We start from the raw sequence: 22,547 nt of genomic DNA on the forward strand, positions 1-22,547 counted from the left end.
TGGGGAGTCGCCAAGTTGGTTAAGGCACCGGATTTTGATTCCGGCATGCGAAGGTTCGAATCCTTCCTCCTCAGCCAATACCCTGCACAATTTAAAGAATACTGGGGAGTCGCCAAGTTGGTTAAGGCACCGGATTTTGATTCCGGCATGCGAAGGTTCGAATCCTTCCTCCTCAGCCAGGCTTACGAGAGTAAACTAAGAAAAAAAGCGTGTAAGGCTCCTTACACGCTTTTTCTTTATCTACCGATTTAAGGCAATTCTTTTATGGCTGCATACGATAGTTTGATGGTCTTCACCGGGACGGCAAATCCGGAACTGGCGCAAAACGTGGTCAAGCACCTCGACATTTCGCTGGGACGTGCCGATGTCGGCAAATTCAGCGATGGCGAAGTCGCCGTTGAGCTGCTGGAGAACGTGCGCGGTCGCGACGTGTTCATCCTGCAGTCGACCTGTGCGCCGACCAACGACAACCTGATGGAGATCCTGACCATGGCCGACGCGCTGAAACGCGCCTCCGCCGGTCGTATCACCGCCGCGATTCCGTACTTCGGTTACGCCCGCCAGGATCGTCGTCCTCGCTCCGCCCGGGTGCCGATTACCGCCAAACTGGTGGCCAACATGCTGACCAGCGCCGGTATCGACCGCGTGCTGACCGTTGACCTGCACGCCGACCAGATCCAGGGCTTCTTCGACATGCCGGTGGACAACGTGTACGCGACACCGGTGCTGCTGAAAGACATCCGCTCGCAGCGCATCGAAGACCTGATCGTGGTCAGCCCGGACGTCGGTGGCGTGGTCCGTGCCCGTGCCGTGGCCAAGGCGCTGAATACCGATCTGGCCATCATCGACAAGCGTCGTCCGAAAGCCAACGTGGCCGAAGTGATGAACATCATCGGTGACGTGCAGGGTCGTACCTGCCTGATCATCGACGACATGATCGATACCGCCAATACGCTGTGCAAGGCTGCCTCCGCGCTGAAAGAGCGTGGTGCCGAGCGCGTACTGGCTTACGCAACCCACGCCATCTTCTCCGGCCAAGCCGTGGATCGCATCAACAATTCGGACATCGACCAGGTCGTGATCACTGATACCATTCCGCTGTCGGCGCAAGCCAAGCAGAGCAGCCGCATCCGCGTGGTATCGATTGGTGGCCTGATCGCAGAAACCCTGCGTCGTATCAACAACGAAGAATCGGTGTCCTACCTCTTCAATGAGGATCTGGTTTCGTCGGGCGCCTGCCTGCCGTAAACGTTCAGCCCACTGGTCGCGGTGGGCTGGAGATTTAAATCAAGCTGCAAAGCTAACTGGAGTTATTCAAATGGCAATCGAAGTTATCGCTACCAAGCGCGTTCTGGAAGGTACTGGTGCGAGCCGCCGCCTGCGTCGCGCTGGTCAAACCCCTGCTGTTGTTTACGGCGCAGGTAAAGAAGCCGTGTCCATCACCCTGGACCACAACACCATGTACTACGCGCTGAAAACCGAAGCCTTCCACAACGAAGTGCTGGAACTGGTGATCGACGGTCAGAAAGAGCAAGTTAAAGTTGCTGCTTTCCAGAACCACCCGTTCAAGCAACTGGTGCTGCACATCGACTTCGCTCGCGTGTAATGCTTAAGCGCCTCACCGTTTGACGGTGCGGTACGAGGCCCGCTGCTGATACTCTCTGCAGCGGGTTTTTCATTGTTGGGATCAAGAGAATGTCGGCAATCCGTCTGGTGGTGGGGCTGGGAAATCCCGGGCCGGAATACGAAAGAACGCGCCATAACGCAGGTTTCTGGCTGGTGGACGAACTGGCCTGGCAGCACAAGGCACCGCTACGTGGCGAGGGCAAGTATTTCGGCGAGGTATCGCGCGCCACGTTGGCCGCAGGCGATCTGTGGCTGCTCAAGCCGATGACCTACATGAACCTGTCCGGCCAGGCGGTGGGCGCGCTGGCGCGCTTCTACAAGATCGCGCCGGAAGAAATCCTGGTGGTGCACGACGAGTTGGACCTGCCGCCGGGCGCGGCACGGCTGAAGCAGGGGGGCGGCCACGGCGGCCACAACGGGCTGAAGGACATCATCGCCAAGCTGGGCTCGCCCAACTTCTGGCGTCTGCGCCTGGGCATCGGCCATCCCGGCGACCGTAACGAGGTCGCCAACTTCGTGCTGAAGAAGGCGCGCGCCGAAGAGCAGCAGGCGATCGACGAGGCCATCACCAAGGCGCTGCAGGTGATGCCGGACGTGCTGGCCGGCAACAGCGCGGCGGCGATGAAAACGCTGCACACCGCCGCCAAGTAAACGTTGGCCGCAGGCTGCGGCCAAGCCAGAGTGCACAAAAAATGATCGGCCAGGTGGTACAATGCCACCGGTCAATGCCTGCGGCGCCAAGCGCGCAGGCCGGAAAATTCGAGGAATTCCCATGAGTCTGAAATGCGGTATTGTCGGTCTGCCCAACGTCGGCAAGTCCACCCTGTTCAATGCACTGACCAAGGCCGGTATCGAAGCGGCCAACTATCCGTTCTGCACCATCGAGCCGAACGTCGGCATCGTGGAAGTACCGGATCCGCGCCTGGACGAGCTGTGCAAGATCGTCAATCCGCAGAAGACCCAGCCGGCCATCGTCGAATTCGTCGACATCGCCGGTCTGGTGGCTGGCGCCTCCAAGGGCGAGGGCCTCGGCAACAAGTTCCTGGCCAACATCCGTGAGACCGACGCCATCGTCAACGTGGTGCGCTGCTTCGACGACGACAACGTGGTGCACGTTGCCGGTCGTGTCGATCCGATCGCCGACCTGGAAACCATCGGCACCGAACTGGCACTGGCCGACATGTCGGCGGTGGAAAAGGCGATCATCCGCGATGGCAAGAAGGCCCGCGCCGGTGACAAGGACGCGCAGAAGCTGGTGGCGCTGCTGGAAAAACTGATGCCGCACCTGAACGAAGGCAAGCCGGTACGCAGCATGAAGCTGGATGCCGACGAGCAGGCGCTGCTCAAGCCGCTGTGCCTGCTGACCATCAAGCCGGCGATGTATGTCGCCAACGTGGCGGAAGATGGCTTCGAGAACAACCCGCACCTGGACAAGCTGAAGGAGCTGGCCGAGGCCGAAGGCTCGCCGGTGGTGGCGCTGTGTGCCGCCATCGAGAGCGAAATCGCCGACCTCGACGACGCCGACAAGGTGGAATTCCTCGCCGACATGGGCCTGGAAGAACCGGGCCTCAACCGCCTGATCCGTACCGGCTACAAGCTCCTGGGCCTGCAGACCTACTTCACCGCCGGGGTGAAGGAAGTGCGCGCCTGGACCATCCACGTCGGCGATACCGCGCCGCAGGCGGCCGGCGTGATCCACACCGACTTCGAACGCGGCTTCATCCGCGCGCAGACCATCTCCTACGCCGATTTCGTCGCCTACGGCGGCGAAGCCAAGGCCAAGGAAGCCGGCAAGATGCGCGCCGAAGGTAAGGACTACGTGGTGCAGGACGGCGACGTGCTGAACTTCCTGTTCAACGTCTAAGCCCGTTCCCGGCCGTGCCGGCCGCGACGGCATCAGCAAGCCCGGCGCCGCCGGGCTTTTTCTTTGCCGGCGGGCTGTGGCGCGGCGGGCCGCCTTGCCGGTGACTGGCAATACTTCCGCGCCAGCGCGCGGGATATTGCGTACAATCGCGCTCTGGATTGCCGCCCCGCGGCACCGCTGTTATCCGCTTTTGGTGATTTCCTTATGCGTTTTCATTCGCTGCCAAGGCTGGAGCAAAGCGGTCGGCTTTGTTATAGTTCTTTCTGTTTTATTGATTTTGAAATCAATATCAAAAAGGAATAAAAAATGAAAAAAGTTCTGCTTACCCTGACGCTGCTGGGCGTTGCGGCCAACGTTTACGCTGCCGACCTGCTGGACACCGTGCAGCAGCGTGGCACGCTGAAGATCGCGCTGGAAGGCACCTATCCGCCGTTCAACTTCAAGGACAAGGACCAGAAGCTGACCGGTTTTGAAGTGGAGCTGGGCGCGGCACTGGCACAGAAGCTGAAGCTGAAGCCGGAATTCATCACCGGCGAGTGGAGCGGCCTGCTGGCTGGTCTGCAGGGCGGCAAGTTCGACGTGGTGCTGAACCAGGTGTCGATCACCGACAAGCGCAAGGAAGTGTTCGACTTCTCGCAGCCGTACACCATCTCCAGCGCGCAGCTGATCGTGCGCAAGAACGAGAAGCGCAGCTTCAAGAGCTTGGCCGACCTCGCCGGCAAGAAGATGGGCGTGACCCAGGGCAGCAACTACGCCGAGATGGTGAAGGCGCAGGGCGGTATCGAGTCCAAGTTCTACCCGTCGGCACCGGAAATCTTCCAGGATCTGGCCACCGGCCGCATCGACGCCGGCATCAACGACAGCCTGCTGATCCCGTTCGCGATCAAGGAAGCCAAGCTGCCGCTGAAGGCAGGCGCCGCGGTGGGCAGCGCGACGCAGATGGGCATCCCGTTCGCCAAGGGCAATCCCAAGTTCAAGGTGGCGCTGGACGGCGCGCTGAATGCCTTGCACAAGGACGGCAGCTTCAAGAAAATCTCGGTGAAGTGGTTCGGCATCGACGTATCGAAGGCTCCGGGCGCACGCTGAGCGCTGCGGCCAACCTTGACGCCTCCGCCAGTCGCGGAGGCGTTTGTATTTGAAGGATGAATGATGGAATGGCTTGAGTTGGCAATGACTGCCGTCCCGGTGCTGATGACCGGGGTCGGCTATACCTTGCTGTTCGCGGTCTCGGCGATGGTGCTGGGCCTGACGCTGGGCTTCGCCGTCGCGCTGGTACGCATCGCGCAGGTGCCGCTGCTGTCGCAGCTGGCGGCGCTGTACGTCAGCCTGATGCGCGGCACGCCGCTGCTGGTGCAGATTTTTGTCATCTACTACGGACTGCCCAGCGTCGGCATCGAGTTCGAGCCGGTCTCCGCCGGCATTCTGGCGCTGACGCTGAACGTGGCCGCCTACCTGTCGGAGAGCCTGCGCGGCGCGATGGCCGGCGTCGAGCGCGGGCAGTGGGACGCGGCGCTGTCGCTGGGACTGGGCTGGTGGTCGGCGGTGCGCTTCGTCATCGCGCCGCAGGCGGTGCGGCTGGCGGTGCCCAGCCTCGCCAACAGCCTGATCTCGCTGATCAAGGACACCTCGCTGGTATCGGTGATCACCGTCTCCGAGCTGATGATGGTGACCAAGGACCTGATCGCGCAGACTTTCCAGCCGCTGCCGCTGTACCTGATGGCGGCGGCGATCTACTGGGTGTTGAGCGCGCTGTTCGAACAGGTGCAGCAACGGGTGGAGCGCCACTTCGGCCGCGCCCACGCCCGCTGACGCGCTCCATGCGGCCATGAGCGAAACGAGGGATACCATGAAATTTGCCACCAAGGCGATCCACGCCGGTTTTGACTACCACCAGCACAACCGCGCGGTGATGCCACCGATCTACCAGACCTCCGCCTTTGCCCACGACGCGGTGGGCGAGTCGCTGGAATTCGCCTACGCCCGCACCGGCACCCCGACGCGGGCGGCGCTGGAGGCCAACTTTGCGGCACTGGAAGACGCCGCCCACGGCCTGGCCTTTGCCAGCGGCATGGCGGCGATCGACGCGGTACTGCGCGCCACGCTCAAGCCCGGTGACGAGGTGATCGCGGTGGCTGACCTGTACGGCGGCGCCTATCGCATCCTCGACAAGGTGCTGGCGGCGCAGGGCATCAAGGTGACCTTTGCCGACCTGTCCGATGCGGCCAACCTTGAGGCCGTCATCAGCAGCAACACCAGGCTGCTGTGGCTGGAGACGCCGACCAATCCGCTGCTGGGCATGGTCGACATCGCCGCGCTGGCGGCGATCGCCCACAGCCACGGAGCGGTGGTGGCGGTGGACAACACCTTCGCCACACCCTACCTGCAGAACCCGCTGAACCAGGGCGCCGACATCGTGGTGCACTCCGCCACCAAATACCTCGGCGGCCATTCCGACGTGCTGCTGGGGCTGGTGGCGGTCAACGACGCGGCGCTGTTCAAGGCGATCAAGTTCATCCAGAACGCTGCCGGCGCGGTACCGGGGCCGCAGGACTGTTTCCTCACCCTGCGCGGCATCAAGACGCTGGCGCTGCGCATGGAGCGCCACTGCGACAACGCCGAGAAGGTGGCCGCCTTCCTGCAAAACCACCCGGCGATCGACAAGGTGTTCTTCCCCGGCCTGCCCGAACACCCGGGCCACGAGCTGGCGAAACGCCAGATGCGCCGCTTCGGCGGCATCGTCACCGTGTACCTGAAGGAAGATAGCCGCGCCGCCGCCAGCCGCGTCGCCAGCCGGTTGCAGCTGTTCCTGCTGGCGGAATCGCTGGGCGGGGTGGAGTCGCTGGTCAACCACAGCTACACCATGTCGCACGGCGGTATGCCGCCGGAGCAGAAGGCGGCGCTGGGCATCCGCGAGGGCCAGCTGCGCTTGTCGATCGGCATCGAGGACATTGACGACATCCTCGCCGACCTGGCGCAGGCGCTGGCGGAGTAAGCGCTGCGGCCAACGTTGGCCGCAACGCAGTTGCTGACAAGCCACGCTCCCGGGCGTGGCTTTTTCATGGCCGGCTGGCCGCTGCCTGGCGCTTCGCCGGGCTACGTTTTTGGTGCGGGTATGTCCTGCGGCCAACCCTGGCCGCAACTCAGCCTGGGAAAACAAAAGCCACGCTCTCGGGCGTGGCTTTTTTCATGCTGCGAAACGCGGGCTGGGACTTACTTGAACAGCGCGGCGTTGGCGTCGATGGCTGCCAGTGCGCACTGCTCGTCGAGGTGGCCGCCGGGGGCGCCGCCGATGCCGATGGCGCCGATCACCTCGTTACCGGCCTTCAGCGGCACGCCGCCGCCCAGCAGCAGGAAGCCGGGGATGTCGGTGAGGTTGGCCGCGCCCGGATTCTTCTGCGCGTTTTCCATCATCGCCTGGGTCGGCGCCTTGGCGGAGGCGGAGGTGAACGCCTTGGCACGGCTGGCCTCGATGGTGTGCGGGCCTGCATTGTCGGCGCGGGCGAAGGCTTTCAGGTTGCCGGCGCGGTCGACCACGCTGACGCCGACGTTCCAGCCCTTGGCCTGGCACTGCGCCACCGCGTCGCTGGCCAGCTTCTGCGCGTCGGCCAGCGCGATATTGCGTTCGGTTACCGGGGCGGCATGGGCGGCGCTGGCGGCGAGCAGGGTAACGGCGATGAGGGTACGGATCATGATCAAGCTCCTGTGCGGAATGAGTGGGGACGACAGGATCAGCTTAGCTGCTGCGCCGCCGGCGCGATATTCGGTCGACTTACGCGGCGGCCTCCGTAGCAGTACGGAGCCGGCGGCTGGCCGCGGCACGAGCGGCGGCGAGCTCAGGGCTGCCCGGCGCGCGTGACGCCGGGGCGCCGCGCATTGCCGGCGCGGTGCTCAGCGCTGCGGCAGCAGCAGCAGGTAGTGGCGGATCAGTTGCGCCAGGGTGTCGACCTCCAGCTTGGCGAACACGTTGGCGCGGTAGGTCTCCACCGTGCGCGGCGACAGCGCCAGCTCGCGCGCGATCTCCTTGTTGGTCATGCCGTCGGCGATGCGCTGCAGCACGTCCAGCTCGCGCCCGGACAGCCGTTGCAGCCGCTGCTGCGCGGCGAGGCTGGCGGCCTGCTTGTCGCGCCGGGCGATGTGCTGGCGCACCGCTTTTTGCACGCTGTCGAGGAATACGTCGTCGTCGACCGGTTTCTGCAGGAATTCCTCGGCGCCGTTCTTGAACGCGCGGCGGCAGAGGTCGACGTTGCCGTGGCCGGTGAGCATGATCACCGGCAGGTCGCTGCCGGCGGCGAGGGTGTCGAGCACGTCCAGCCCGCTGATGCCGGGCATGCGGATGTCCAGCACCACGCAGCCGATGCTGTGGCGGTCGTGCTGGGCCAGGAACTGCTGCGGGCTGGCAAAGCCCTCGGCGCGCAGGCCGACGCTTTTCAGCAGCAGTGCCAGCGCGTCGCGCACCGCGTCGTCGTCGTCGACCAGGTAGATCAGTGGAGAGTGCTGCTGGTTCATGCGTTGTCCTCGTCGGCCAGCGGCAGGCGCAGCGTGAAGCAGGCACCACCGGCGGGCAGGTTGGCCGCAGTGAGCTGGCCGTGCAGGCTGTGCGCCAGTGTCTCGCACAGGCTCAGTCCCAGCCCCATGCCGCCGGCTTTGGTGCTGAAAAACGGCTGGAACAGCTGCGGCAGGTCGGCGGCGGCGATGCCGGGGCCGCTGTCGCTGACTTGCAGTCGGTAGCGGCCGGCGTCGCTGTCGGCGCGGATCTCGATGCTGCCGGGCTGGCCGGCCAGCGCGTCGACCGCGTTCTGCAGCAGGTTGTGCACGATCTGCTCCAGCGCCACGCTGTCGGCCAGCGGCCGCCGCCCGGTGCTGGCATCGAGGCAGTGCAGGCGGATGCCCAGCGCTGCCAGCTCGGCCTGGCGCAGGTCCTGTACCGAGGCCAGCAGTGCGGCGCTGTCGACGCCAGCCAGCGGCCGCGGCGCCTGCTGCGTCACCAGTGCGCGCAGGCGGGCGATGATGTCGCCGGCGCGCTTGGCCTGCGCCGCGCTGCTGGCCAGCGCCTGGCGCACCGTGTCGCGCTCGTCGTCGTCGTCCAGCAGCCGCTGGCAGGCGCGCAGGTTGGCGAGGATGGCGGTCAGCGGCTGGTTCAGCTCGTGCGCCATGCCGGCGGCCATCTCGCCGAGGGTACTGAGGCGGCTGACTGCGGCCAACCTTGCCTGTTCCCGCTCGCGCTGCGCCTGTTGCCGCGCCAGCCGGCGGCTGTGCTGCCACGCCAGCAGCAGCGCCAGCGCCGTGCTGACCGCCAGCCAGCTCAGCCACGGCCACTGCGCGATGCCGTAGCGCTGCCGGCTGTGAAAGGTGAACGGCTGCGCGCTGGTCGGCAGCGGCTTGTCGAGCGCCATCGGCCAGCCCCAGTCCGGCATCGGCTGGTTCAGCAGCACGCTGTTGCCGCCGGGCAGTTGCAGCTGCACCCGCTGCAGCGTGGCCGGCCATTCGCTGGCCGCCAGCAGGCGGCGGCTGTCGAGCAGCAGGCTCCAGCCGGACGGCGCCACCAGCCAGTATTGCGTGACCCCGGCGGCCTGGGTCTGGATGCGGCGCTGTTGCCGCGCCCGTGCCAGCGTGGCGGCCAGTGGCGGCGGTGTGCTGCCGCTGCCCAGCCAGCGGCCGTCCTGCCGCAGGCCCAGCGCCAGCAGCTGCGGCATCGCCGGGCGCAGGCCGGCCAGCAGTTCCGCCGCTGGCGGCGGCCGTTGCTGCAGCGCGAGGGTGGCCAGCACCGCCTCGTGCTGCACCATCTTCTGGCTGAGCAGGCGGTGGGCGATGCTGCTGTTCTGCTGGAACAGGCTGCGTTGCTGGCTGAAGCCGGCCAGCAGCAGTACGCCGCCGGCGAGCAGGCTGAGCAGCAGCCAGCTGGCGGGCAGCAGATAGGGGCGCAGGGGTGTCATGCTGCCATTATGGCATTGCCGCTGGTGGCAGTCGTTCCGTAGCGCTACGGAGCCGTGGCGCTTTGCTGGCGGCCGGCTTGTGCCGCGTGCCGCGGTGGGCTACAACGCAGCAAGAGGCTCCCTTGTCCCGTCGCGGAGGGCTTATGCGGCTTGCGAATGCTCTGTTGCTGGCCTGTTGCTGCCTGCAGCCGCTGCTGGCGGGGGCACATGCCATGCTCAAGGTGGTGACCGAAGACGCGCCGCCGTTCAATTTCATCGTCGGCCAGCGCCTGCAGGGGCCGGCGCCGCGCTTTGTCGAGCAGTTGCTGCGTCATGCCGGGCTGCCGTTCCAGCAGCATGTCTATCCGTGGGCGCGTAGCATGGCGCTGGCCAGCCACCAGCCCAACGTGCTGATCTATTCGCTGGCGCGCACGCCGGCGCGCGAGGCGCAGTTCCACTGGCTGGGGCGGCTGGGCTCGGAGCGGGTGGCGCTGTATGCGCTGGTCAGCCGTCGCGACCTGCGCGCCAGCACGCTGGCGGAGGCGGGTCGCCTGCGCATCGGCATCAGCAACCAGGATGTGCGCGGCCAGTGGCTGCGCGAGCAGGGCTTTGCCGAGGCCAGCGCCAACCGTCACGCCGGGCTGGATGTCGCCGACAATATGGAAACCAATCTGCGCCGGCTGCAGCTGGGCTGGATCGATGCGGTGCCGATTTCCGCGGACAGCTTGCAGGCGTATTGCCGCCGCGAGCTGCTGGATTGCCGCCAGTTCCGCCAGTTGCTGCCCTTGCCGCTGACCATGGAGCTGTACCTGGCCGCCAGCCTTGGCACGCCGCCGGCGACGCTGGCACGGCTGCGCCACAGCTACCAGGCCCTGCTGCGCGACGGCAGCTTCGCCCGCATCTTTCGCGGCTACCAGTGAGCCTGCCGCGCGGCCATGAAAAATGCGGCCAACCTTGTACAAGGTTGGCCGCATCGTTTGCCAGCGCTCGGGATCAGGCCTTCACGCAATCCACGAAGTAGGTCTTCTTGCCGTCACGGACTTCGGCGATCAGACCGTGCACGTCGGTCTCGAAGCCGGGGAAGCCGCGGTTGAACTGCTCGGTGAAGCGCAGATAGTCGACGATGGTCTTGTTGAACACTTCACCCGGGATCAGCAGCGGGATGCCCGGCGGGTACGGGGTCAGCAGTACCGCGGTGATGCGGCCTTCCAGCTTGTCGACCGGCACGCGCTCCACTTCGCGGTGCGCCATCTTGGCAAACGCGTCCGATGGCTTCATGCCCGGCACCATTTCCGACAGGTAGATCTCGGTGGTCAGCCGTGCCACGTTGTGCTCGTGGTAGGCGCGGTGGATCTTCAGGCACAGGTCCTTGAGGCCGACGCGCTCGTACTCCGGATGCTTGGCGATGAAGTCCGGCATGCAGCGCCACAGCGGCTGGTTCTTGTCGAAATCGTCCTTGAACTGTTGCAGCGCCGCCAGCAGCGTGTTCCAGCGACCCTTGGTGATGCCGATGGTGAACATGATGAAGAAGCTGTACAGGCCGGTCTTTTCCACCACCACGCCGTGTTCGGCCAGGTACTTGGTCACCATCGAGGCCGGGATGCCCAGCTCTTCGAAGCTGCCGTCCACGTTCAGGCCCGGGGTCAGGATGGTGGCCTTGATCGGGTCCAGCAGGTTGAAGCCGTCCTCGATGCCGGCAAAGCCGTGCCAGGTTTCGCCGGTTTTCAGTTCCCAGTCCTGTGGGTCGCAGATGCCGTCTTCCGACAGCTTTTCCGGGCCCCACACGCGGAACCACCAGTCCTCGCCGTACTCCTCGTCCACCTTGCGCATCGAGCGGCGGAATTCCAGCGCCTCGGCCAGCGATTCTTCCACCAGCGCCTGGCCGCCCGGCTGTTCCATCATCGCCGCCGCCACGTCGCAGCTGGCGATGATCGCGTACTGCGGGCTGGTGGAGGTGTGCATCAGGTAGGCTTCGTTGAAGCTGTGGGTGTCCAGCTGGCGGTTCTGCGGGTCCTGCACCAGGATCTGCGACGCCTGCGAGATGCCGGCCAGCAGCTTGTGCGTGGATTGCGTCGAGAAGATCATCGACTCCTTGCAGCGCGGACGGCCTTCACCGATGGCGTGGAAGTCGCCGTAGAAGTCGTGGAAGCTGGCGTGCGGCAGCCACGCTTCGTCAAAGTGCAGGGTGTCGACCTCGCCATCCAGAATGCCCTTGATTTCCTCGACGTTGTACATGATGCCGTCGTAGGTGGACTGGGTGATGGTCAGGATGCGCGGCTTGGCGTTCGGGTTCTTGGCCAGCGCTTCGCGGGCGAACGGGTTGGCCGCAATCTTGGCGCGGATCGCGTCCAGCGAGAATTCCGCCTTCGGGATCGGGCCGATGATGCCGTAGTGGTTGCGCGTCGGCATCAGGAATACCGGAATGGCGCCGGTCATCATGATCGCGTGCAGGTTGGACTTGTGGCAGTTGCGGTCGACCAGCACGATGTCGCCGGCGGCGACGGTGCTGTGCCACACGATCTTGTTCGAGGTCGAGGTGCCGTTGGTGACGAAGAAGCAGTGGTCGGAGCTGAAAATGCGCGCCGCATTGCGTTCCGACGCCGCGACCGGGCCGGTGTGGTCCAGCAGCTGGCCGAGTTCTTCCACCGCGTTGCACACGTCGGCGCGCAGCATGTTTTCGCCGAAGAACTGGTGGAACATCTGGCCGACCGGCGACTTCAGGAAGGCCACGCCGCCGGAGTGGCCGGGGCAGTGCCAGGAGTAGGAGCCATCCTGCGCGTAGTTGACCAGTGCGCGGAAGAACGGCGGCGCCAGGGTGTCGAGGTAGCTCTTGGCCTCGCGGATGATGTGGCGCGCCACGAATTCCGGGGTGTCCTCGTGCATGTGGATGAAACCATGCAGCTCGCGCAGGATGTCGTTGGGGATGTGGCGCGCGGTGCGCGTCTCGCCGTACAGGTACACCGGGATGTCCGGGTTGCGGCGGCGGATTTCGGCGACAAAACCGTACAGGCCGCCCAGTGCCGAGGTGGCATCTTCGTCGGTCTGGAATTCCTCGTCGTCGATCGACAGGATGAAGCCGGCGGCGCGGCTTTGCTGCTGCGCGAACGAAGTCAGGTCGCCGTAGCTGGTGTAGCCGATCACGTCCATGCCTTCGGCCTGGATGGCGTTGGCCAGCTCGCGGATGCCGGAGCCGCTGGTGTTCTCGCTACGGAAATCTTCGTCGATGATGACGATCGGGAAGTGAAAACGCATACCTGAGTCCTTGTTGCGGTTAACTCGGACACTGCCGTGATGCGCAAGGCGGCTGCAGACGGAGGCTTGGGTCCCCTGCTGCGGGCAGGGGTGATCCCGGGCACCTGTAACGCCTGTTACGGCCTTCGCGGCATGGCCGGAAGTGTCACTCGGTGCGCGTTGGGGCACAGTTCTGTACGTACGACGTGATGCCGCCGCCCTGGATGGCTGGCCTTGAGGCGCGTGGTTTTTCCGTCTTGCCGTCCCGATGGAAATCGGGCGCAAGGCCGGAGCAAAGGGGCGCTTTGCACCGCGGTCCGCACTGGGCAAAGCCTTGCTTTGCCTTCACGTCTGCCGGCTTAGGGTGTTGTCGTCCGGGTGGCCCTGCAAGGTTGGCCGCAACGGAAAACACCTTCGAATAACCCAAGAAAGCGCGCATTGTAGCGGCAATGGCGGCACAGATGTTGCACAGCAGTATCGTGTGCCCGCCGTTGCTGTCATTTCGCGGTAATACTGCGCCGGGCAAGGCTGGCCGGGGCGCGGCGGATGGTCGCAAAATCAAGGCTTAACATCATCGTCCGGCGGCGGCTTGTCCTGCCTGGCGGGCACGGCGGGGTGTTGTTTTTTTTGCCAGCGGCGGCGGTACAGCGTGGCGGCGCGCAGCAGCACCGAGATGCCGGCAAAACCGAGCAGCAGCGCCAGCGGTAGCGCCGCCAGCCACGGAAACAGCAGCACCAGCAGGGTCAGGCCCAGCAGGGTCAGCGCGATGCTGAGGAAGGAGGCGGCCTCGCTCTGCTCCACGTTGCGGGTGCCGCGCACCGCGGCGCCGACGGCATCGCCGATGCGCAGCGCCTGGCGCGCGGCGGCGGCGGCACCGACCACCGCCTGCTGTCGCACCGGCAGGCGGCGGCGCTCGCCGCGCGCGTGTTTCAGCGCCGGGCGCAGGTGCTGGCCGCTGAGCACGATCTCGGTGGCGTTGTCCAGGTCGTGCAGGAAGCGGGTTTCCATCTGCCGCGCCAGCGCCTCGTCCTCGATCGCCAGGTCCAGCTCGCGGTTGGCCAGCCAGCTGGAGACATTGAGATTGGTGGAGCCGATGCGCGCCCATCGGCTGTCGGCGACCGCGGTCTTGGCGTGGATCATGGTGCCGTCCCACTCGAACACCCGCACCCCGGCGCTGAGCAGCGGCCGGTACAGCGTGCGCGACACGGTGGCGATCCAGCCGATGTCGCTGGAGCGCGGCACCAGCAGCCGCACGTCGACACCGTCGCGCGCCGCCTGCTGCAAGGCGGTGAGATAGGTGCTGGTGCCCATGAAGTAGGCATCGGTCAGCCACAGCCGCCGCCGCGCAAAGCCGGCGATCAGCAGATCCAGCCGCATCAGGTTGGCGGTGGCCGGGGTGGTGGCGATCAGCCGCGCGGCGACCTCGCCGTGGCTGCTGCGGTCGGTGGCGACAGGCGGCAGCGCGCCGTCGCCGGCGTGCAGCCAGCTGTCGGCAAAGGCGGTGACGGCATCGTCCAGCAGCGGCCCCCGCAGCCGCAGCCCGGTATCGCGCCAGTCGTTCCAGCGCGAGCTGGCGCACAGCCCGCCGATGAAGGCGGTGTGGCCGTCGACCACGATCAGCTTGCGGTGATCGCGGCCCAGCAGGCGGAAGCCCTTGCCGAACGACGGCGGCTGCCACACCCGCACCTCGGCGCCGGCCTGCAGCAGCGGCCTGAAAAAGCCGCGGTAGTGTTCGCGCCAGCTGCCCAGCCAGTCGTAGAGCAGGTACACCCTGACGCCTTGCCGTGCCTTGTCCTGCAGCGCGCTGCGCAGCTGGCGGCCGAAGTCGTCGTCGGCGAACAGGTACATTTCGATCAGGATGCAGTGTTCGGCGCGAGCGATGGCGTCCAGCCAGGCGGCAAAGTTGGCCGCGGCGTCGAACAGCAGCTCGACACGGTTGCCGGCCACCAGCGGGGCACCGGCCGAGCGTGCCAGCGCCTGCTCCGCCAGCTGGCGGAACAGGCTGGGCGTCGGGGCGGGACGGCCGTCGCGCATGCTCATCGCTTATCCTATTTTGTATACATTACACAGTAGTTTGTAGGGTGTCAGACGTGGCTTTGTCTGGTCGTGTTTTTGAATGTTGATGTCTCTTAAACATAAACTTTTGTGGTGTTTGCGTTGTATTTTTTTTGCATAAAAACAGCTCAAGTTATTGATTTTATGTCAATAATGCGTCGCACAAAAAGCGGTTGCAGGTCAGCTATCTTGACCTTAGAATCAATCCATTCGCTACACATTATAATCAGGGACCTAGAATGGACAGACAGCGTTGGTTGGAGGGCACCTTATACAGCCCCGACTTCGAACAAGACAGCTGTGGTTTCGGCTTGATCGCGCAACTGGACGACAAGCCGTCACACTGGCTGGTGAACACCGCCATTTCCTCGCTGGCCAAGCTGACGCACCGCGGTGCCGTCGCCGCCGATGGCAAATCCGGTGACGGCTGTGGCCTGCTGTTTCGCAAGCCGGACGGCTTCCTGCGCGAAGTAGCCGCCGAAGCCGGCATCACCCTCAAGGCAGTGTACGCCGCCGGCCTGGTGTTTGCGCACCCGCAAGAGGGCGAGCGCAGCCGCAACCGGCTGAAGGAGTATCTGGAACAGCAGGGTCTGGAAGTGGCGGGCTTCCGTGCCGTGCCGATCCATCTGGATGCCTGTGGCGAACAGGCCATGGCGTCGCTGCCGAGCTTCTATCAGGTATTCGTCAACTGTCCGTTCGGCATGGACGAATTGTCGTTCCAGCGCCGCCTGTACATGGGCCGCCGCCAGGCGGAAAAGGCCAATAAGGCCGACGACCCGTACTTCTACCTGCCGACGCTGTCGCCGCACACGCTGTCGTACAAGGGGCTGGTGACGCCGGACAACCTGCACAAGTTCTACCTCGACCTGTCCGATCCGCGTTTCGAGTCCAGCCTGGCGGTATTCCACCAGCGCTTCTCCACCAACACCTGGCCGCAGTGGAAGCTGGCGCAGCCGTTCCGCTTCCTCGCCCACAACGGCGAGATCAACACCGTGCAGGGCAACCGCCACTGGGCGCGCGCGCGCGAGCGCATCATGTCCTCGCCGCACATCGACATGGATGCCATCCGCCCGATCGTGCAGACCGACGGCTCGGACTCGATGTCGCTGGACAACATGCTGGAAGGCCTGCTGATGGGCGGCATTCCGCTGTTCCGCGCACTGCGCCTGCTGGTGCCGCCGGCATGGCAGAACGTCGATTCCACCGACAAGGACCTGCGCGCATTCTACGAATTCAACTCCATGCACATGGAGCCGTGGGACGGCCCGGCCGGTATCGTGCTGACCGATGGCCGCTACGCCGGCTGCATGCTGGACCGCAACGGCCTGCGCCCGGCGCGCTGGGTGCTGACCAAGGACAATATCCTCACCATCGCCTCCGAAGTCGGCGTCTGGGACTACAAGCCGGAAGACGTGGTGAAGAAGGGCCGCGTCAAGCCGGGGCAGTTGTTCGCCGCCGACCTGCAGACCGGCGAGATCCTGTATCCGGAAGACATCGACGCGCAGCTGAAGTCCGCCAAGCCGTACCGGCAGTGGATCAAGGACGCCGGTTCGCGTCTGGAACTGTCGATCGAGGACGACGCCGGCCTGGAAGCGTGGCCGAAAGAGCAGCTGCTGACCTACCAGAAGCTGTTCAACATCAGTTTTGAAGAGCGCGACCAGATCCTGCGCGTGCTGGCCGAGGAAGGCCAGGAGGCGGTCGGCTCGATGGGTGACGACACCCCGATGGCGGTGCTGAGCCAGAAGGTGCGCTCGCCGTTCGACTACCTGCGCCAGCAGTTCGCGCAGGTGACCAACCCGCCGATCGACCCGATCCGCGAAGCGATCGTGATGTCGCTGAACACCGTGTTCGGCCCCGAGCGCAATATGTTCGAGGAAACCGCCGAGCACGCCAAGCGGCTGGAAGTGCGCAGCCCGGTGCTGTCGCGCGAGAAATTCCTGCGCATCACCACCCGTCCGGAAGCCTACCTCAAGGCCACCACCTTCGACCTGTGCTACGACCCGGCCGAAGGCAATCTGGAGCAGGCGATCCGCAAGCTGTGCGCCCACGTGGTCGAGGCGGTACAGGAAGGCACCGTGATCGTGGTGCTGTCCGACCGCACCATTGCGGCCAACCGTCTGCCTATCCACGCGCTGTTCGCCACCGGTGCCGTGCACCACGCGCTGATCGATGCCGGTCTGCGTTGCAAGTCCAACATCCTGCTGGAAACCGGTACCGTGCGCGACCCTCACCAGATGGCCGCGCTGATCGGCTACGGCGCCACCGCGGTGTACCCGTACCTCGCGTACCAGAGCATTGTCGATCTGGTGGCCACCGGTGACGTCAACCTGCGCATCAACGAAGCGCTGCAGCACTACCGCAAGGGCATCAACAAGGGCCTGATGAAGGTGCTGTCCAAGATGGGTATCTCCACCATCGCCAGCTATCGCGGTGCGCAGCTGTTCGAAGGCATCGGCCTGCACGAAGACGTGGTGGCGCTGTGCCTGAAGGGCACCGTGTCGCGCATCTCCGGCGCCAACTTCGACGACTTCGAGGACGACCAGCAGAAGCTGTCCAAGCTGGCCTTCAACCCGATGCGGGCGGTGACGCAGGGCGGCCTGCTCAAGTACGTGCACGGCGAGGAGTACCACGCCTACAACCCGGACGTGGTGATGACGCTGCAGAAGGCGGTGCAGAACACCGACTACGACGCCTACAAGCAGTATGCCGAGCTGGTCAACAACCGTCCGGTGGCGATGTTCCGCGACCTGATGACGCTGAACTTCGACGGCATCACCCCGATCTCCATCGACGAGGTGGAACCGGTGGAAAGCATTCTCAAGCGTTTCGACTCCGCCGGCATGTCGCTGGGCGCGCTGTCGCCGGAAGCGCACGAGGCGATGGCCACCGCGATGAACCGCCTCGGCGGTCGTTCCAACTCCGGTGAGGGCGGCGAAGACCCGTCGCGTTACGGCACCGAGAAGATGTCCAAGATCAAGCAGGTGGCGTCCGGTCGTTTCGGCGTCACCCCGCACTACCTGGTCAACGCCGAAGTGCTGCAGATCAAGGTGGCACAGGGCGCCAAGCCGGGTGAGGGCGGCCAGCTGCCGGGCGACAAGGTATCGCCGCTGATCGCCAAGCTGCGTTGCTCCAAGCCGGGCATCTCGCTGATCTCGCCACCGCCGCACCACGACATCTATTCCATCGAAGACCTGGCACAGTTGATCTTCGACCTGAAACAGGTCAACCCGACCGCGCTGGTGTCGGTGAAGCTGGTGGCCGAGCCGGGTGTCGGCACCATCGCCGCCGGCGTGGCCAAGGCCTACGCCGACCTGATCACCATCTCCGGTTACGACGGCGGTACCGGTGCCAGCCCGCTGGCGTCGGTGAAGTACGCCGGCAGCCCGTGGGAGCTGGGCCTGACCGAGGCGCAGCAGGTGCTGCGTGCCAACGGCCTGCGTGGCCGGGTGCGGGTGCAGACCGATGGCGGCCTGAAGACCGGCCTCGACGTGATCAAGGCCGCGATCATGGGCGCCGAGAGCTTCGGCTTCGGTACCGGCCCGATGGTGGCGCTGGGCTGCAAGTTCCTGCGCATCTGCCACCTGAACAACTGCGCCACCGGCGTGGCGACGCAGGAAGTGAAGCTGCGCTCGAAGTACTTCATCGGCCTGCCGGAAATGGTGATGAACTACTTCCTGTTCATCGCCCAGGAAACCCGCGAGTGGATGGCCAAGCTCGGCGCCCGCAACATGGAAGAGCTGATCGGCCGCATGGAGCTGCTCAATCTGGAAGCCGGCGTCACCGACAAGCAGCACAAGCTGAACCTGGCGCCGCTGCTGTCGCAGGGCACGGTACCCGATGACGTGCCGCGTTTCTGCGTCACCGATTCCAACCCGTCGTTCGACAAGGGCGAGCTGGCGGAGCAGATCCTCAAGGATGCACTGCCGGCGATCCACAACAAGCAGATGCTGGAACTGCGTTACGACATCGAGAACATCCACCGTTCCATCGGCGCGCGCCTGTCCGGCGAGATCGCCCGCGTGCACGGTGCCGCCGGCCTGCCGTTCGGCTGCCTGAAGGTGAAGTTCAGCGGTTCCGCCGGCCAGAGCTTCGGCGTGTGGAACGCGTCGGGCCTGCACCTGGAGCTGGAAGGCGATGCCAACGACTACGTCGGTAAGGGCATGGCCGGTGGCCGCGTGGTGATCTACCCGCCGAAGGACGCCGCCTACAAGCCGGACGAGTCCATCATCATCGGTAACACCTGCCTGTACGGCGCCACCGGTGGCCAGCTGTTCGCGGCCGGCGTCGCCGGCGAGCGCTTCGGGGTGCGCAACTCCGGCGCGCTGGCGGTGATCGAGGGCGCCGGTGACCACTGCTGCGAGTACATGACCGGCGGCAGCGTCATCGTGCTGGGCGAGACCGGCTACAACTTCGGTGCCGGCATGACCGGTGGTTTCGCCTTCGTGTTCGACCGTGCCGAGAAGTTTGCCTACCGCTACAACAACGAGCTGGTGGACATCAACCTGATCAACGGCGAGGCGATGGGCATGTACCGCGCCTACCTGCTAGAGAAGATCGCCAAGCACGTCGAGCTGACCGGTTCCGAAACCGGGCGCGCGATGCTGGAGAACTTCGACGACTACGTCGACTACTTCTGGCTGGTGAAACCGAAGGCGGCCAAGCTCGACAGCCTGCTGAAAGACTAAGCGACGGGCGGCCTGTCCGCCCCTGGACAAGAAAGAAACGCCTTGCGGCCAACGTTGGCCGCAAGGACGGAGGAATGATCATGGGTGACGTTTTCCAGTTCATGAAGCTCTCGCGCAACCCCGGCGACAAAGTCGAAGCCGCGGTGCGCAAGATCGAATTCAAAGAGATTTACACCCCGCTGCACAGCGTGGATGCCGGTGACCAGGCCGGGCGTTGCCTGTCCTGTGGCAACCCGTACTGCGAATGGGAATGCCCGGTGCACAACTACATCCCCAACTGGCTGAAGCTGGTGAAGGAGGGCAAGCTGTTCGAGGCGGCCGAGATGTCGCACAAGACCAACAGCCTGCCGGAAATCTGCGGTCGCGTTTGCCCGCAGGACCGGCTGTGCGAAGGCGCCTGCACCCTGGAGCAGGGCGGCTTCGGCGCTGTCACCATCGGCAGCGTGGAGAAGTACATCACCGACGAGGCGTTCAAGGCCGGCTGGCGTCCGGACATGTCCAAGGTGATCTGGACCGACAAGAAGGTGGCCATCATCGGCGCCGGCCCGGCCGGCCTCGCCTGTGCAGACGTGCTGGTGCGCAACGGCGTCAAGCCGGTGGTGTTCGACCGCTACGAGGAAATCGGCGGCCTGATCACCTTCGGCATCCCCGAGTTCAAGCTGGAAAAGAGCGTGATCAAGACTCGCCGCCTGATCATGGAAGAGATGGGCGTCACCTTCCGTCTCAACACCGAGATCGGCGTGCAGGTCACCATCGACGAGCTGCTGGAAGAGTATGACGCGGTGTTCATGGGCATGGGCGCCTACAAGTTCATGAAGGGCGGCTTCGACGGTGAATACCTGCCCGGCGTGCTGGAAGCGCTTCCGTTCCTGATCAACAACGTGCGCCACAGCATGGGCACCCTGCCGGAAGGCGAGGCGCACCTGTCGATGCAGGGCAAGCGCGTGGTGGTACTGGGTGGCGGCGACACCGCGATGGACTGCAACCGCACCGCCATCCGCCAGGGCGCCAAGAGCGTGATCTGCGCCTACCGCCGTGACGAGGCCAACATGCCGGGCTCCAAGCGCGAAGTCGGCAATGCCAAGGAAGAGGGCGTCGAGTTCCTGTGGAACCGCCAGCCGCTGGGCATCGGCGAAGGCGCCGACGGCAGCCTGCGCCTGCACCTGGCAGAAACCCGGCTGGGCGCGCCGGACGAAAAAGGCCGTCGTGCCGCCGAGGTGGTCGAAGGCTCGGAACAGGTCATCGAGTGCGATCACGTCGTGATCGCGTTCGGTTTCCAGACCGAGGCGGCAGACTGGTTCGGCCACACCGGCATCAAGACCGACAAGCGCGGCCGCACCGTGGCACCGGAACAGCAAGCCTTCAAACACCAGACCAGCAACCCGAAAATCTTCGCCGGCGGCGACCAGGTCCGCGGTGCCGATCTGGTGGTGCGGGCGGTGTTCGAAGGGCGGCAGGCGGCGGAAGGGATGCTGAGCTATTTGCAGGTGTGGTAAGTTCAGCGAACTCAGGTAAACGGCACTTGCCTTGGCAAGTGCCGTTTTTTATTGCACCAATGTCAGTTTGGCGGATATTTATCCTGTAAGCGTTCCGATACAATGCCGTACATAAAGCTGCTTTTAACGATCAAGCGTGCTGCTTGAACCATGTAGGTACCTTCTAAAAACATGTTGTTATCGATTTTTATTGTAGCGCTGCTTACCAGCCTGGCTGGCTGTATCGCGCTGATTCATACCCAGCATCTGCATGCACGGCTAAGCATGGATAGCAGTAACGGTGTGCAGAAATTCCACGCGAATCCAACGCCTCGCATCGGCGGGCTACCGGTCTTCCTAGGGATGGTGGTGGCGGCGCTGGTATCGCAGTTTGCCCATGACCACGTCGGCAAGTTGTTTGGTGGGTTATTACTGGCCGGGCTACCCGTATTCCTGGCTGGTCTGGCAGAGGATTTGACCAAGCGGGTTTCCCCGCTATGGCGGCTGCTGGCTGCATTCGCCTCTGCTGGGTTGGCCGCGTGGCTCAGTGGCAGCATCCTGCCCAAACTGGGGATACCTGGGGTGGATTATGTCTTGCAGGCATTCCCCACTGTCGCGATCCTGTTTACCGTGTTTGCGGTGGGAGGTGTATGTCATTCCATCAATATTATTGATGGCTACAACGGGCTGATGGGGGGAGTCGCACTTTTTGCCTTGGCGGCATTCGGCTATACCGCACTTGCAGTTGGCGACCTTGAATTGCTGGTACTTTGCTTGGCAGGGGCAGGGGCAATCTTCGGATTTCTGGTTTGGAACTATCCACGTGGATTGATCTTTGCAGGGGATGCCGGAGCTTATTTCATCGGCTTCTTACTGGCGCAAATCGCGGTTTTGCTGGTAAGCCGACACCCGGATGCTGTGTCCCCCTGGTTTCCGTTGCAGATTCTGATTTATCCGGTTCTGGAAACATTATTTTCAATCTACCGGCGCAAGAAAAGAAATGTACCGGCAGGATTACCTGATAGCTTGCATTTCCATCAAATAGTTTACAAGCGTCTTGTTCGTTGGATGGTGGGTAGTCAGGAAGCCAAGCATCTTACACAAAGAAACAGTAAAACTACACCGTATTTGTGGGGCGTTGCCCTATTTTCGATTATGCCTGCACTACTGTTTTGGAAAATACAGTGGATGCTGCAGTTATGTGCAGTTATATTTGTTTTTGTTTATATATGGGCATACCGACAGCTAGTTACGTTTCGGTCTCCAAGAGTTCTGCTATTGCACAAGGCTTACCTAGGTTTGAATGGAAAGTCGCGTAAGATACTGAATAAGAATTCGTAACAGGACTGTCCCAAGGGTAATTGACAAATACCATTATCATGTCGGGGTGCGTTCAAAGGCTTTGGGACTGATGCCAGCTAGGTTATAAGGCTCCTCAAGGCCGAAGTCGTCAAAGAGACGCTGGAAAAAAGGGGGGCTGGAAAAAGTGTGATGCCATCTCGACTGCGGGAGATGGCACAATGGGCGCTAGACCGGCATCGCCTATCGCTCCGGCAGGCCTGCTTGGTGTTTGGCATCAGCGAAGCCTGCGATCGTTATTCGCCACGACAGTCGGACAAGAACACAGAGATTGCGGATCACCTGCTGCGCCTGACCCGCAATCAATGCAACTGGGGCCTAGGCCTGTACTTTTCAGTAT

16 protein-coding genes, 2 tRNA genes and 1 pseudogene are annotated in these 22,547 nt (G+C 63.9%); 14 read left to right on the plus strand and 5 right to left on the minus strand.

Going from position 1 to position 22,547, the window contains the following annotated elements; translation table 11 throughout:
* The 9 genes from ACG97_RS13820 to ACG97_RS13860 all read left to right on the plus strand — a co-directional run bounded on the left by ACG97_RS13820 (window position 1) and on the right by ACG97_RS13860 (window position 6,482).
* Window positions 1-77 (plus strand) — tRNA-Gln (locus tag ACG97_RS13820).
* Between the two features lie 25 nt (window positions 78-102).
* Window positions 103-179 (plus strand) — tRNA-Gln (locus ACG97_RS13825).
* A gap of 85 nt (window positions 180-264) precedes the next feature.
* Window positions 265-1,248 (plus strand): ribose-phosphate pyrophosphokinase, encoded by a 984-nt coding sequence (locus ACG97_RS13830; protein ID WP_047967956.1) that lies wholly within the window; start codon window positions 265-267, stop codon window positions 1,246-1,248.
* Window positions 1,249-1,318: 70 nt separating this feature from the next.
* Window positions 1,319-1,606, plus strand: a complete 288-nt coding sequence (gene rplY, locus ACG97_RS13835; protein ID WP_047967957.1) for a 50S ribosomal protein L25 — start codon at window positions 1,319-1,321, stop codon at window positions 1,604-1,606.
* An 89-nt stretch (window positions 1,607-1,695) separates the two neighbouring features.
* Entirely contained in the window at window positions 1,696-2,277 is a 582-nt protein-coding gene (gene pth / locus ACG97_RS13840; RefSeq protein WP_047967958.1) for an aminoacyl-tRNA hydrolase, read from the plus strand.
* A gap of 121 nt (window positions 2,278-2,398) precedes the next feature.
* Complete coding sequence (ychF, locus tag ACG97_RS13845; RefSeq protein ID WP_047967959.1) at window positions 2,399-3,490, plus strand: redox-regulated ATPase YchF; 1,092 nt, start codon at window positions 2,399-2,401, stop codon at window positions 3,488-3,490.
* A 306-nt stretch (window positions 3,491-3,796) separates the two neighbouring features.
* Window positions 3,797-4,576 carry a transporter substrate-binding domain-containing protein gene (locus ACG97_RS13850; protein WP_047967960.1) on the plus strand — a complete coding sequence of 260 codons (780 nt, stop codon included), beginning with the start codon at window positions 3,797-3,799 and terminating at the stop codon, window positions 4,574-4,576.
* An 84-nt stretch (window positions 4,577-4,660) separates the two neighbouring features.
* Window positions 4,661-5,299, plus strand: coding sequence for an amino acid ABC transporter permease (locus tag ACG97_RS13855; protein WP_255348036.1), 639 nt, complete (start codon window positions 4,661-4,663; stop codon window positions 5,297-5,299).
* A gap of 16 nt (window positions 5,300-5,315) precedes the next feature.
* Window positions 5,316-6,482, plus strand: a complete 1,167-nt coding sequence (locus tag ACG97_RS13860) for a cystathionine gamma-synthase (RefSeq protein ID WP_156168051.1) — start codon at window positions 5,316-5,318, stop codon at window positions 6,480-6,482.
* Between the two features lie 218 nt (window positions 6,483-6,700).
* On the opposite strand, the gene ACG97_RS13865 is transcribed toward ACG97_RS13860, so the two are convergent.
* From ACG97_RS13865 to ACG97_RS13875, 3 genes are all read right to left on the minus strand, one after another.
* Window positions 6,701-7,180 (minus strand): heme-binding protein, encoded by a 480-nt coding sequence (locus tag ACG97_RS13865; RefSeq protein WP_047967962.1) that lies wholly within the window; start codon window positions 7,178-7,180, stop codon window positions 6,701-6,703.
* A gap of 198 nt (window positions 7,181-7,378) precedes the next feature.
* Entirely contained in the window at window positions 7,379-7,996 is a 618-nt protein-coding gene (locus ACG97_RS13870) for a response regulator transcription factor (protein ID WP_047967963.1), read from the minus strand.
* The gene (locus ACG97_RS13875; RefSeq protein ID WP_047967964.1) at window positions 7,993-9,423 is read right to left on the minus strand and encodes a sensor histidine kinase; all 1,431 of its coding nucleotides are present in this window, start codon (window positions 9,421-9,423) and stop codon (window positions 7,993-7,995) included. The genes ACG97_RS13870 and ACG97_RS13875 overlap by 4 nt, the downstream gene beginning before the upstream one ends.
* A gap of 143 nt (window positions 9,424-9,566) precedes the next feature.
* On the opposite strand from ACG97_RS13875, the gene ACG97_RS17000 reads away from it, so the two are divergent.
* Window positions 9,567-10,322: an ABC transporter substrate-binding protein gene (locus ACG97_RS17000; RefSeq protein WP_082133803.1), complete on the plus strand. Its 756-nt coding sequence runs from the start codon at window positions 9,567-9,569 to the stop codon at window positions 10,320-10,322.
* A 73-nt stretch (window positions 10,323-10,395) separates the two neighbouring features.
* Here ACG97_RS17000 and ACG97_RS13885 read toward each other — a convergent pair whose 3' ends face one another.
* Together ACG97_RS13885 and ACG97_RS13890 are read right to left on the minus strand one after the other, a co-directional pair.
* Window positions 10,396-12,654 carry an arginine/lysine/ornithine decarboxylase gene (locus tag ACG97_RS13885; protein ID WP_047967965.1) on the minus strand — a complete coding sequence of 753 codons (2,259 nt, stop codon included), beginning with the start codon at window positions 12,652-12,654 and terminating at the stop codon, window positions 10,396-10,398.
* 537 nt (window positions 12,655-13,191) lie between these two features.
* Window positions 13,192-14,673: a phosphatidylserine/phosphatidylglycerophosphate/cardiolipin synthase family protein gene (locus ACG97_RS13890; RefSeq protein WP_238377342.1), complete on the minus strand. Its 1,482-nt coding sequence runs from the start codon at window positions 14,671-14,673 to the stop codon at window positions 13,192-13,194.
* A gap of 254 nt (window positions 14,674-14,927) precedes the next feature.
* Here ACG97_RS13890 and gltB point away from each other — a divergent pair, with 254 nt between their 5' ends.
* The 4 genes and pseudogenes from gltB to ACG97_RS18080 all read left to right on the plus strand — a co-directional run.
* Window positions 14,928-19,373 (plus strand): glutamate synthase large subunit, encoded by a 4,446-nt coding sequence (gene gltB / locus ACG97_RS13895; RefSeq protein ID WP_047967966.1) that lies wholly within the window; start codon window positions 14,928-14,930, stop codon window positions 19,371-19,373.
* 80 nt (window positions 19,374-19,453) lie between these two features.
* Window positions 19,454-20,869, plus strand: a complete 1,416-nt coding sequence (locus ACG97_RS13900; protein WP_047967974.1) for an FAD-dependent oxidoreductase — start codon at window positions 19,454-19,456, stop codon at window positions 20,867-20,869.
* A 171-nt stretch (window positions 20,870-21,040) separates the two neighbouring features.
* Window positions 21,041-22,189, plus strand: a complete 1,149-nt coding sequence (locus ACG97_RS13905) for a glycosyltransferase (RefSeq protein ID WP_053068186.1) — start codon at window positions 21,041-21,043, stop codon at window positions 22,187-22,189.
* Window positions 22,190-22,339: 150 nt separating this feature from the next.
* Window positions 22,340-22,547 (plus strand): annotated as a pseudogene (locus ACG97_RS18080) (IS3 family transposase); the annotation flags it as partial.

Origin of the sequence: Vogesella sp. EB, assembly GCF_001037925.1 — a bacterium.
Lineage (GTDB): Bacteria > Pseudomonadota > Gammaproteobacteria > Burkholderiales > Chromobacteriaceae > Vogesella > Vogesella indigofera.